Consider the following 12,314-nt stretch of genomic DNA (forward strand, 5'->3'; position numbering starts at 1 on the left):
TTAGTGAGGAGAGCCGTAACCGAAAATTGGCGTTGCTGAATACTGGGATGATTGAGGCCGACACGGGGACACGGGGACACGGGGACACGGTGAGGGAGAGACACGGAGAGGGAGAGACACGGGGATTATAGTTTATCCTCTGTGATCAAATCATCCCGCAATTATGCAATGCCCGAAAATTAAGTGAGGATGAAGAGGCCAAGTAGCGGCGTTGCTGAATACTGAGATGATTTCGGCTGACAGGGGGACAGGGGGACAGGGGGACACGGGGACACGGGGATTATGGTTTCTGCTCTGTGACAAAATCATCCCGCAATTATGCAATGCCCAAGTAGCTAGTCTTTTTTTATTAATAGTAGCACTTGGGAAGTAAAGTTGACATACATTGACATACTCTTGGGCATTCAGGTATGAAGATTCTCCTGAAATCAGAATTCTTGGTTCACAGAAAAGTTATATCCTTTGAGATTTCTAATAATCAGGACTTACGCGCGGACACTAAATCGAGTGAGGGCGTTTTGCTCCGCAACATATAAAGCGGAGCTTGGCGCTAGCCAATGGCATTCGCCCCTACATATGACGTTTTCAAGGTGAGTTTGCGTAAGTCCTGATAATATTATCCTTTTCTCAAACCATTATAGGGACATTCCATGGAACATTCCTACATTAAATAGCTAATTCGGCTAATAATCATACTGAAGATATTTAGACTAACTTGGCTACAGAATTTATCGGATAATTAACTAAATTTTATCTGTAGTTAAGTTAACTCATTAGGAATTATAGTCAAAAGCAGGTAGCAAAGAGTGAAAACAGACAGCATTTTCTATGAACTATCTCTCACATTTCCAGAGAGTTTTTTTGAATTAATTGGTATTGATAAACAGGAAGCTAATAATTATAAATTTACTTCCCGTGAAGTCAAACAATTAGCATTTCGTCTGGATGGATTATTTATGCCTAATGATAGTAATCCAGCTAAACCATTCTATTTAGTAGAAGTACAATTTCAACCCAGAGATGAGTTATATTATCGTATTTTTGCAGAACTTTTTCTGTATTTAAGACAATATCGACCCACTCATCCTTGGAGAGTAGTGATTATTTACCCAACTCGTAGTATTGAGAGGGAAGAAGCTCATCAATTTGGAGATATTTTGGCTTTAGAAAGAGTCGAACGAATCTATTTAGATGAATTAGAATCAGATTCATTAGGAGTAGGAATTGTTAAACTGGTAGTAGAACCAGAAGAAACAGCAGTTGATATGGCTAAGTCGTTAGTTGAAAAGTCTAAAGTTCAATTAACAGATGCAGTCAGACAACAGAATATTATCGAATTATTAGAGACGATAATAGTCTATAAATTACCAGAAAAAAGTCGGGAGGAAATTACAGCAATGTTTAGTTTAGGTGATTTGAAACAAACCAGATTTTATCGAGATGCTTTTGCCGATGGTGAAGGAATTGGAGAACAACGAGGGGAACAGAAGGCCAAGGAAGAAGCAGTTACTCGAATGCTCAAATTAGGATTGAGTTTAGAGGTAATTGCTGAGTCTTTAGATTTGTCTTTGTCTGTTGTTCAACAAATAGCTAATTCGGCTAATAATAATTAGAGAACTGAAGATATTTAAACTAACTTGGCTACAAAATATTTTTGAGAAATGATTCAATTTTATTGGTAGTCAAGTTAACTGATAAACCCAGTTTAACTGAAGATATTTAAACTAACTTGGCTACAAAATATTTTGATAAATGATTAATGTTATTTGTAGTCAAGTTACTAAAAGGAAATATCCTACCACTTTTTTTCCCCTTGTAGAGCGCGCGGCGCAGCCAAGGGGAGGTGGAATTAGCTGAATTATTTAATTAATAGTTATTAATTTTTTGGCGTTGCTGATTCTGGGTATGATTTTGCCCCCCTAGCCCCCCAATTTTGGGGGGAATAAAACTCTAAAAGTCCCCCAATTTTGGGGGATTTAGGGGGCTTTACCAGAACCAAACAATCGCGCATTCATACTTCAATTCAGCAACGCCAATTTTTAATTTTTCGGTAAATTTTTCATTAATCTCGTAATTATTAAAAATTGTTAATTGATTTTACAAGTAATCGTTGCCAGCATTATTGTGAGATTTGTTAAAATATAATCCTGGCGATCGCTAAATTTTTAGTATTAATTTTAAGTAAGTAAAACTAAGTTAAGTAGAAAATTAAAGAAATGAATTATTCAAGCTTACAACCTAATGTTTATAGTTTTCAGAAAGACGTAATTAATCTTCTTTATGAGATTAGTGACCTATTTAAGGATTATAATTCTGTTGCTATTTCAGAAACATTATCAGAAGAAAATAAGGAGTCAATATCAAATTTTCTAACACAATCAATATCGGACATTGAGAAAGCTAGGAAAAATGTTGATAATTTAGAACTTCGGATGGCGATTGTTGCTCCGATGAAAGCGGGAAAATCTACTATTGTTAATGCAATTGTTGGTGAAGAAATACTTCCGAGTCGTAATGCAGCTATGACAACAATACCAACAGAAATTATTTTAGACTCCAAATTAGATAAGCCTGAACTTATCATCTTAGATAATGAGAATCAGGAAAATGAAATTAAGACAATTTTTGGAAAAGCAGTTTCAGCAATTCAAAATAAGATCAAAGAAGTAGGTGGTGTAGAAAAAGCTAAGGAAAAAATACCTCAGTACCCTCATTTGCATAAGCAACTAGAGCAAATTACAAAAATACATATAAATAAATACAACCTTTTTGATCAGAAGAGAACGACTGAGCAAAAACATATTAAAACCAAATTATTCTATCTAAATGATATAATTCGCCTTTGTACTTTGTTATCTGTGCAATTCAATCCCCTACAAAGCCTTTCTACCATTCCTCGTATAAAGACACCCTTTTTCCAACAGCAACATTTGAAACAGAAGAAATATTTAGGTAATCTTGTTATTATTGATACTCCAGGTCCCAATGAAGCAGGTGATAACTCTGGTCTCTTAGGTGTTGTAAGGAATGAATTAAAAAGAAGTTCAGTTGTATTAGTTGTATTAGACTTCACGCAACTAAAAACAATAGCAGCAGAAAATGTCAAGAAGGAAGTTGAACGTATTATTGAGATTCGAGGTAATAAAGACAGCTTGTATATTTTAGTGAATAAAGTCGATCAACGTAGAAAAGACGATATGTCCCCAGAAGACATACAAAATTTTGTTGTCTCAGATTTTGGAATTGATTCATCTAGAGCTAAAGACACTATATTTGAGATATCAGCAAGGCGTGCATTTTCTGCTGCATATTTTTTCAAGACCATCAATGACAATAGTTTTTCTTTAGAAGAGCTAAAAAAGCAAAATGTTGTTAGATTATTAGCCGAAGAAAGTTTTGGTATTGACTGGGAGGAAGAATTAGAAAGTGCCGATCAGGAATTTTTAGAGAAGAAAGCCAATAGAATCTGGGAAAAATCAAAATTTGGTACTTTTATTGATAATGCTATTAATGATTTGATGACAAGGGCTGCACCTTTAGCTATTGAAAAAGAATTGAATCATATTTATCGTCTATTAGGTGAGATAAAAAGTAACTCAAATCTTCGCAAAAGCGCTATTTCAAAAGATACTCAAAAGCTGCAAGCTGAGATTCAGCGATTAAAAGAAGATATAGAGAATATAGAAAAAGTAAAAACGGAATTAACAATGGTTAAAGATGTAAAAGATGAGATTAATAAATATCGGGATGATATACTTCCAATGATCCATCAAGATATTAAATCAACTGTTGAAAAAAAGTTTATTCAAAAAGATTATGATCGTGGTAATTTTCTTCAACAACTGGATAGTAAAGCAAGAAAAATATTTTCTACTAATATATTTGATGATGAATTACTAATGCCAGACTATATTTCAAATATCTTAAATACCTTATCTTACGAACCCAAAAGAGCTGTAGGATTTTCTACAAAAGACGGGGCTGACAAGTTTGCACAAGAATCAGTTTCTTATTGTAGGACTTTAATAGAAAATGAACTTACAAAATTTAGAGAATTATTTGAGGAAAAAGTTCAGTCATCCTATACCGAATTAAAAAGTAATTTAGAGACAAAAACAAGCCCTATAGTCAAAAGGGCTACAAAGCGATTAGGACAGGATTTTGATGTAAAATTAGAGCCTTTTTCATCTCCAGAATTTCGCACAGAAGCTTCTGGAAAAATCGAAATTCAAAGTAATCCTAAAGTCCAAACAATAGAACACACAACAATCAAAAAACGCAGGCGTTGGTTTACCTTGTGGTTAGTTCCAATGGAGAGAGAGGTGACAATAAAACAATCTAAAAACTATTATGAGGTTGTACTTCAAGATTTGGTTAAACAAGTCAATCAATCACTTAATCAAAATATTAACAATATACAGGAAAATACGCACAAGTATCTTGATGAAGATATACAAAAGGAGATTGATAGTTATTTTGATTCCCTAAACGAATATCTTTCAGGATATAAAAAAAGTCTTGAAAATGCACAGTCCGATCAAAGTTTATCTATCCGAAAACAAGCAGAACTCAAACAAAAGTTGGATTATATAGTCGAAAATTCAACTAAGCAAATACGCAAATGTGAGAATTACCTTGATAGAGTTGACGAAATATTACCCAAATCTTTTTAATATAAAATCCGGTTGAATAGTCGTCATTACGACGAGAGGAAGCAATCTCCGCGCACCCCTGAGATTCCTTCCTTCCACTCCGTTCCAGTCGCAATGACTTAGATATAGTAATTATCCGAATTTTATCTTAATACTTCTGAAATTTAAGAAGATAATTGGGTAGTTATGGATAGATTTAATCTAAAATTCTAGAAATTTAGGAGTCATCAAATGGAATCTTTCGAGAGATTACAACGTAGAGTTCCCTTGGTTAGCGATAAAACCTTAGTTGATCTGGTTAATGGTATTCAAATTAGTCATGGATTAGTTAGTTATCGTAAAAGTCAAGGCTTTTTTGGTAAACTGCTCGATAACCTAACAGGGAGTGATTTTAAGCGTCAGATGCTACTAGAAGGAAATTTAGTTGCAGCTCAAGAAGCTTTACATGAATGGGTACTTGAATTAACAGATTCAGTTAAGGTTAGTAAACTTGCTTTATATACAACTCAAACTTCACTTCTAGAAGCTCGAAATGCAATAAGAAATCATCGACAAGAATTACTGGAACATCAACAACAATTAATTGCTTTTAGTGAGAAATTTAATCAACTGGTAACAGAGATTGATGGGCGAGTCAATCAATTAGAAAGTCGTATGAAAAAACTAGAAATAAAAAGTGCAGCAAAAGATGATTTTGATCGGATTTTCAGTTCATGGTCTGCAAAACAAACTTATACTAAGCTACCTTGGGTATTCCAAGTAGTTTTTTTGGTAAGAGAAGTATTTAGTAGTTCTGTAGCTATATATGAAATTGAGTCTGATGATAGGGATAAGGAATATTTCCGAAACTTATTAGGAAATAAAATTATTGCAGAAAGCAAAGATTTACCCGATCACTTCTTTGATCTTCATCAACTATACGATCAAGCATGGCAACAATTAGAGTCAACAGATTTAGAGTTGGCAATGGGTTTGCTAGAAACTCGTTCTTTACCAAGAGAAAGACTTGTTGAAATGCCATATCATTTCACATTAGGAACTACTTTAGAATTAGCAAGTTTACCAGAAGAAGTTCGTCCTGAGAAACCAGCAGAATGTGCAATTGAGATTTGTCGTTCTCAAATTACTAAGTTAGATTATACCACTGACGTTCGAGATTTTGTCCATCAAAATGTTCAAGAGATTGCCAATGATAGTATTACCATTTTATCTAGGAGTCCGAAACTATGAATCAATCATTATCTCCTGATTTTTCTAACAAATCTTTAAAAATCAGCTTTTTTGATGAGGATTCAGAACATAAGATTGGTCTAGTACTTGCTGGTGGTGGTGCCAAGGGAGCTTATGAAGCAGGAGCTTTGCGTTACTTAGCTGAAATTAATTTTGCTCCTCACGCGATCGCAGGTACTAGCATTGGAGCTTTGAATGGAGCAGTTATTGCATCATACCCAGATTTCTCAGTAGCAGTGGAGCAACTGAATATTTTATGGGATAAACTAGGTTCAGAAAAAGTCTTGCACTTAAATCCTAAAGGAATGAAACAAGTTGCCTATAATGTGGCAGAAACTTTTGTACCTACATTTCAATCTTGGTTTTTCGATTTTATCAGTGAAATAGTTATAGATCGTGACAAAGTATCTTTATTTAATCCCAATACAGTTGAGAAGTTACTCAAGGAAGCAGTTAAACCTTCTGCGATACGAAGTGGTAAAGAACTTTGGGTTGCCGTTTTTCCAGCCTTAAAAATTCCTGGCATAAATTACAATCATTTGCTAGGAATGCTTACAGTTTTAGCAGGATCGTCAGCAAAATGGTTAAGGGTTCAAGACTGCGGAGACGATGAGTTACTTTGCAATTTATTACTAGCAAGTGCTGCCATTCCTTTTGCATTCCCTCCACGAGAAATAAACGGGAAATATTACGTTGATGGAGCTTTAGGGGATAATGTACCTTTAGGTGCCTTATCAAAAGAGGGTTGTACTCATGCAATTGTTATTCATCTTGGAAATGCTGTTACCTGGAATCGTCATGATTTCCCAGAACAAGCAATTATAGAAATTCGCCCTACTCAATCTTTGAATAAAAATCAAGCTCTAATTGCTGGAGATATTACCAGTATGTTAGATTTTAGTTCAGAACGAATTAGCCAACTCAAACAACTAGGATATCAAGATGCTAAATATTGTTTGGAACCAATCCTGAGAAGTTTTACCAGTCTTAGTGAGCTACGCTTACAAAATGATATTCTTAAAAATAAAACACAGGAACTTCAAGGAGATGATCCTGTATGGTAAATAACTGCCACAGACTTTAGGATTCAGCTTTAGAAACTTCGGTGGGTAAACCAGTCTAGTAGTTGGGAGCGATCGCTTTTAACCAGGAGCTACGCAAATTATCAAATAATACCTTATTTAACGTGGATAAATTACTTCAGAAAGTCGTCTAGTAGCAGGTATGAAGCCCAACAAAGATAGATAAATTGTTGGGTTGCGCTGTCGCTTAACCCAACCTACTGTTATTATAACTCTTGACTGAGATTGCTTCGTTCCACTCTGTTCCACTGGCAACGACAGAATAATATCTTCAGGAAAAAATTTCCGCCAACTTAACAATAAAGTAGACAATTATAATTGCTAACCACGGTATTTGTGGAGCATTCCTGCTAGGTTTCCTGCCTTCCTAGATATAGAGTGTAACTGAGCGAAAAATTATTTCCAGTATATTTCAAATAATAAGGAATTAGTATTAGTATTAAACGCCAAAAATGAGGGAAATTCTGTTTCTTGGTACTCAAATTTTACATCATCTAATGCGTTAGTATAAGCCTTAGCCAATATTTCTTCTAAATAAGGTTTGAGACTAGGAGAATCTGTCAACAATTCTTGAATTTTTCGCCTTTGTTCTCTAATTGTAAGTTCCCATCCCTGAAAATTTTCAGGACTATTAACATACATTCGTTTCAGAATATGAGTAAGCAATACTGTTAATCGACTATTCAATTCTCGACGTTCACTTCTGCCCAAAGTTTCAATCTCCTCAATCAGGTTTTCCCAGTCTAAATTTTCTATATCTTTATCTTTTAGTTTAGCAGCAGTATCCTCACACCACGCCAGAAAGTCGCGTTCGTATAAAGTATCTATTTTTGGCAATTTATGACTCATATTTTACCTCTTTATTGATTATGTTTTAGACTCAAATTATGCTAAGTTTTTACTGAACAACCAATCTACTTAAACCTTTTAATATTTGCAAAACATTCCACAAATCATTATGACGGCGACGCATGGAAAACAAATCTGACTCACTATAAATAAGTTTTTCTTGTTTAATTAACTTCAAAAAAATAAAATCCGTACCATTAGTCACAAAGCCATAGTTAGGCTTTTCTAAATTAGAGCTTTCCAACATATAAGCTAGTGCTTGTGGAATCCCAACTTCCAGATAATAAGCTGTTTTTTTTGCCTCAATTACTAACACCCAAAATTCAGGAGTAAAAACTAAAATATCTAGCCTATCAGTAATAATTGTTGCTTCATCTTCCGAGGTAATTTTTACCTCCTTTTCACCAGTAATAAAAAAAGGATAGCGATAAAAACCCGCCCACTTCAACAATGGAGATAAAACAACTAATTTGACAACAGGTTCTAACAATGGATATTGAGATAAATGCAAATATTCCTCTTTGACTTCATCCATAGCAGCCATTTCTAAATCTGTCAGTTCCGGCAAATTTTCTTGCCATTCCTGAAAAAATTCTCCATCGTCAGTCCGTTCTAAACCAAACTTTAACTTTAAATCCAAAAGGTTAATTTTTTGAGCTTGAACAGTATCAACCATTAATTTTTAGTCCTCACAAGTTTTGCTGATAACTGAATTTCAAGAATTTAGAATTTAGAATTTAGAATTATATCATGTCCGGATAATAGCGTGATAAAAAACTTTCTCCTTCAACTCCACTTATTCTTCTTCCTTCTTCTTTCTTCCCCTCCTGGGAGGGGGAGGGGCGAGGGGTGGGTTGACTCCTGACTCCTGACTCCTGACTCCTAAGCCGTTATTTATTTATAACTGTTCAACCGGACATGATATTACCTCTCCTTGAAAGGAAGAGGATTGGGTTAAAAGGAATTTTTTTCTTTTTTCTCCATGAATGGAGAGGCTTTATACCTTAATTTTTCGGTAACTTTGTTCTGGAATTGTAATATCTATAGAACAGAAAAGCGCTCCAAAGTCAGAACACCAGCTTTTTTATCCACTACCAAGCGCCTATCTTCCAGCCAAGGCAAACCGATTAAAATCTCTGGTATTCCATCACCAACAACAACAGGAACCTTCATTTCTTTACCTTCAAAACAAACTGCACCTTGGTACAAATTAAAAGTTGCCACTCCCAATGCTGTCTGTCTTTCTTCTTGTTCTTGAAAATACCATCCCAAACTTTCTACATCTTGAGTATCTACTGCCAACCAGCCATTTCAGTTATCAGTTATCAGTTTCTGCTTTGCGTCTGGCTCTTTCTTCTGGGGAAAGACGAGGGCGATCGCTAAATAGTGGCGTACCTCTGGGTACTTTTCTCCGTGTTGTTTCCGTCATATTTAATGCTCCTTATATTAATCCGTTTATCCGTGCCAAAATCTGTGTCTAGCTTTTCTTTTCCTCAACTAAATATTAATCCGTTTATCCGTGCCAAAATCTGTGTCTAGCTTTTCTTATTGTATTCCTTCCAAGGCATCTATCTTCGCTTTGATGTCTTCATCTTGGAGATTGTCGTAGTGTCTCTTAAGTAAGGCAATATCTTCTGGTTGCCAATTCACCTTTTTAAGCACTTTATTAATCTGTGCTTTCAATTCAGAACGCAAGTTCCTTACTTTTTCTAATTCTATAGATTCGCTTTCTTCCCAAGCATCAGCAAAAATCTCTAAAACTTTTTTGCCCTCTTCCCTACTAACAGATCGTTCCTCGCCAAAATTATCTATTTGATCGGGATATCGTTTTGGTGAACCCAACCATTGAATTAAGGTAATCGTATCAGATTCTCCTCCACTGGTAAAGTAAGCCAGAAAACGAAGTTCTGCTTTTTGATCTCTGTTTCTATGAGTTGCATTCAAAATTTGTAAAATCTGCTGAGTATTAAATTTGCCCATCTGACCTAGTGCTTTTGCTGTTGCTTCACGAACATCCGAATCTTCATCCCTCAACAAATCCAACAATTGGGGAATCAATTGTTTAGCCTCCGACCCCAAATTACCCACTGCCGTTGCTGCTGCTCTACGGACATCCGAATCTTCATCGCTCAACAACTGTTGCAACTGAGGAATCAATTGTTTAGCTTCCGACTCCAGATTACCCACTGCCATTGCTGCTGCTATACGGACATCGGAATCTTCATCCCTGAACAACTGCTCCAACTGAGGAATCAATTGTTTAGCCTCCCATCCCAGATTACCAACTGCCCTTGCTGTGGCAGCACGGACACGCTCATCTTTATCTTTGAACAACTGCTGCAATTGGGGAATAAACTCTTTAGCAGTCTCGGACTCCATCTCACCCACTGCCCATGCTGCTGCTCTACGGACATCGGAATCTTCATCGCTGAACAACTGCTCCAACTGAGGAATCAATTGTTTAGCCTCCCATCCCATCTCACTCACTACTCTTACTGCTGCAGCACGGACACGCCAATTTTTATCCTTCAACAACTGCTGCAATTGGGGAATAAATTCTTTTGCCTCCCATCCCATCTCACCCACTGCTGTTACTGCTGCGTAACGGATATTTGAATTTTTCTCCCTCAACAACTGCTGCAACTGGGGAATAAATTCTTTTGCCTCCCATCCCATCTCACCCACTGCTGTTACTGCTGCGTAACGGATATTCGAATTTTCATTGCTCAACAACTGCTCCAACTGGGGAATCAATTCTTTAGCCTCTAACACCAAGTTACCCACTGCTACTGCTGCTGCACGACGGACCTCCGAATTTTCATCGCTCAACAACTGCTGCAACTGGGGAATAAATTGTTTAGCCTCTGACCCCATCTCACCCACTGCTATTACTGTAGCTGCACGGATACGCCAATATTTATTCGTCAACAACTGCTGCAACTTAGGAATCAATTCTTGAGCTTCCGACTCCAGATTACCCACTGCTCTTGCTGCTGCCATAACTACAGGCCAATTTTCATCCCTGAACAACTGTAGCAACTGGGGAATAAATTGTTTAGCCTCCGACCCCAGATTACCCACTGCTGTTACTGCTGCACGACGGACCTCAGAATCTCCATTCTTCAACAATTTTCCAATTTGTTCTACTCGCTCTGAGGGTATATCAACAGGAGACTTAAGGTCATACTCAGACATTTTCTTCATGGCCTCACCCCAAACATCAGGGTCAGAATCATCCAACGATGCCAATGTTCCCTGGAGTTGCCAGTCTTCGGGTGGTGACTTCTCAGAAGCTTGAACATGACCCAAATTTACTGCCAATAACGTCACCAATAACAGCAGCAAAAAACGCCATTTACGAAGAAAGGAGTTGGAGAGTTTCATCATCTTAAAATTGAAATATAGAAAGCAGCAAATTACTCAATTAAGTTTACACAATTAAATTGAGCCGGAACAGAAAATTAAGAAAGAATTTAGGCGTTGGTAATTAGATGGGGAGTAGGGGAGTAGGGGAGATGGAGAGCTTGAGAAATATTTGGTAATGGTTGAAGATGGAACATTTTTTTATACCGAATTAAAGGGATTTGATATTATTGAGGTAATTTCAAAGATGAATCAAGCAGGAAGTACACAAGTAAATCGACTAATCCGGAAACCGTACGAAAAAAACTGTAGAAAATATAGTTCTGTTGAGTTTAGATGCAGTCACAGTCAAGGGATAGAACATCCGTTCCGCTTCACGAACGCTCAGTTGAGGAAGATTAATTAGGACTTACGCAGATACGCTATATATAGTGTTCAAAACTATTGTCCAATAGTTAATGGACCATATAAATAGTGCCTTTGCGTAAGTCCTGTTAATGTTTGATTTATCTATTGTCCAATAGTTATTTTTATTTATATACAGTCACAGTCAAGGGATAGAACATCCGTTCCGCTTCACGAATGCTCAGTTGAGGAAGATTAATGTTTGATTTATCTATTGTCCAATAGTTATTTTTATTTATATACAGTCACAGTCAAGGGATAGAACATCCGTTCCGCTTCACGAACGCTCAGTTGAGGGAGATTAATGTTTGATTTATCTATTAGACATCTCCAAAAATCAAAAATAAAATCAATTATCGTACATAAATTATCAGTTCTTTCCCCCCTATTCCCTATTCCCTATTCCCTATTCCCTATTCCCTCTTTTCTGGAGATGTCTATTGTCCAATAGTTATCTTGAGAATAGAAACAGTCATCGGAAAGCGATCGCTGATTTTCGGGAGATTAATGTTTGATTTATCTATTGTCCAATAGTTATCTTGAGAATAGAAACAGTCATCGGAAAGCAATCGCTGATTTTCGGGAGATTGATGTCTGATTTATCTATTGTCCAATAGTTATCTTGAGAATAGAAACAGTCATCGGAAAGCGATCGCTCAGTTGAGGGAGATTGATGTCTGATTTATCTATTGTCCAATAGTTATCTTGAGAATAGAAACAGTCATCGGAAAGC

Annotated in this window: 10 protein-coding genes; 4 read left to right on the top strand and 6 right to left on the bottom strand. The window is 36.3% G+C overall.

What is annotated here, in order from left to right:
- Positions 1 to 806: 806 nt before the first annotated feature.
- From F6K54_RS10595 to F6K54_RS10610, 4 genes are all read left to right on the top strand, one after another.
- Positions 807 to 1,613 carry an Rpn family recombination-promoting nuclease/putative transposase gene (locus F6K54_RS10595; protein WP_293077222.1) on the top strand — a complete coding sequence of 269 codons (807 nt, stop codon included), beginning with the start codon at positions 807 to 809 and terminating at the stop codon, positions 1,611 to 1,613.
- 603 nt (positions 1,614 to 2,216) lie between these two features.
- Positions 2,217 to 4,673: a dynamin family protein gene (locus tag F6K54_RS10600; RefSeq protein WP_293077224.1), complete on the top strand. Its 2,457-nt coding sequence runs from the start codon at positions 2,217 to 2,219 to the stop codon at positions 4,671 to 4,673.
- Positions 4,674 to 4,883: 210 nt separating this feature from the next.
- The gene (locus F6K54_RS10605; RefSeq protein WP_293077226.1) at positions 4,884 to 5,882 is read left to right on the top strand and encodes a diguanylate cyclase regulator RdcB family protein; all 999 of its coding nucleotides are present in this window, start codon (positions 4,884 to 4,886) and stop codon (positions 5,880 to 5,882) included.
- Entirely contained in the window at positions 5,879 to 6,946 is a 1,068-nt protein-coding gene (locus F6K54_RS10610; RefSeq protein WP_293077228.1) for a patatin-like phospholipase family protein, read from the top strand. The genes F6K54_RS10605 and F6K54_RS10610 overlap by 4 nt, the downstream gene beginning before the upstream one ends.
- 117 nt (positions 6,947 to 7,063) lie before the next feature.
- Here F6K54_RS10610 and F6K54_RS10615 read toward each other — a convergent pair whose 3' ends face one another.
- From F6K54_RS10615 to F6K54_RS10640, 6 genes are all read right to left on the bottom strand, one after another.
- Positions 7,064 to 7,276, bottom strand: coding sequence for a hypothetical protein (locus tag F6K54_RS10615; protein ID WP_293077230.1), 213 nt, complete (start codon positions 7,274 to 7,276; stop codon positions 7,064 to 7,066).
- Between the two features lie 84 nt (positions 7,277 to 7,360).
- Positions 7,361 to 7,813: a DUF29 domain-containing protein gene (locus F6K54_RS10620; protein ID WP_293077232.1), complete on the bottom strand. Its 453-nt coding sequence runs from the start codon at positions 7,811 to 7,813 to the stop codon at positions 7,361 to 7,363.
- A gap of 49 nt (positions 7,814 to 7,862) precedes the next feature.
- Complete coding sequence (locus F6K54_RS10625; RefSeq protein ID WP_293077234.1) at positions 7,863 to 8,489, bottom strand: type I restriction endonuclease; 627 nt, start codon at positions 8,487 to 8,489, stop codon at positions 7,863 to 7,865.
- 365 nt (positions 8,490 to 8,854) lie between these two features.
- Positions 8,855 to 9,115, bottom strand: coding sequence for a hypothetical protein (locus tag F6K54_RS10630; RefSeq protein WP_293077236.1), 261 nt, complete (start codon positions 9,113 to 9,115; stop codon positions 8,855 to 8,857).
- A gap of 243 nt (positions 9,116 to 9,358) precedes the next feature.
- Positions 9,359 to 11,200, bottom strand: coding sequence for a sister chromatid cohesion protein PDS5 (locus tag F6K54_RS10635; RefSeq protein WP_293077238.1), 1,842 nt, complete (start codon positions 11,198 to 11,200; stop codon positions 9,359 to 9,361).
- Between the two features lie 818 nt (positions 11,201 to 12,018).
- Positions 12,019 to 12,150: a hypothetical protein gene (locus tag F6K54_RS10640; protein ID WP_293077239.1), complete on the bottom strand. Its 132-nt coding sequence runs from the start codon at positions 12,148 to 12,150 to the stop codon at positions 12,019 to 12,021.
- Positions 12,151 to 12,314 lie beyond the last annotated feature (164 nt).

The organism is Okeania sp. SIO3B5, from assembly GCF_010692555.1.
Lineage (GTDB): Bacteria > Cyanobacteriota > Cyanobacteriia > Cyanobacteriales > Microcoleaceae > Okeania.

What these genes read in the sequence shown, in the direction of transcription:
- F6K54_RS10605 (WP_293077226.1), top strand. Translation starts at nt 4,884, where the DNA reads ATGGAATCTTTCGAGAGATTACAACGTAGAGTTCCCTTGGTTAGCGAT.
- F6K54_RS10600 (WP_293077224.1), top strand. Translation starts at nt 2,217, where the DNA reads ATGAATTATTCAAGCTTACAACCTAATGTTTATAGTTTTCAGAAAGAC.
- F6K54_RS10610 (WP_293077228.1), top strand. Translation starts at nt 5,879, where the DNA reads ATGAATCAATCATTATCTCCTGATTTTTCTAACAAATCTTTAAAAATC.
- F6K54_RS10635 (WP_293077238.1), bottom strand. Translation starts at nt 11,200, where the DNA reads ATGATGAAACTCTCCAACTCCTTTCTTCGTAAATGGCGTTTTTTGCTG.
- F6K54_RS10620 (WP_293077232.1), bottom strand. Translation starts at nt 7,813, where the DNA reads ATGAGTCATAAATTGCCAAAAATAGATACTTTATACGAACGCGACTTT.
- F6K54_RS10625 (WP_293077234.1), bottom strand. Translation starts at nt 8,489, where the DNA reads ATGGTTGATACTGTTCAAGCTCAAAAAATTAACCTTTTGGATTTAAAG.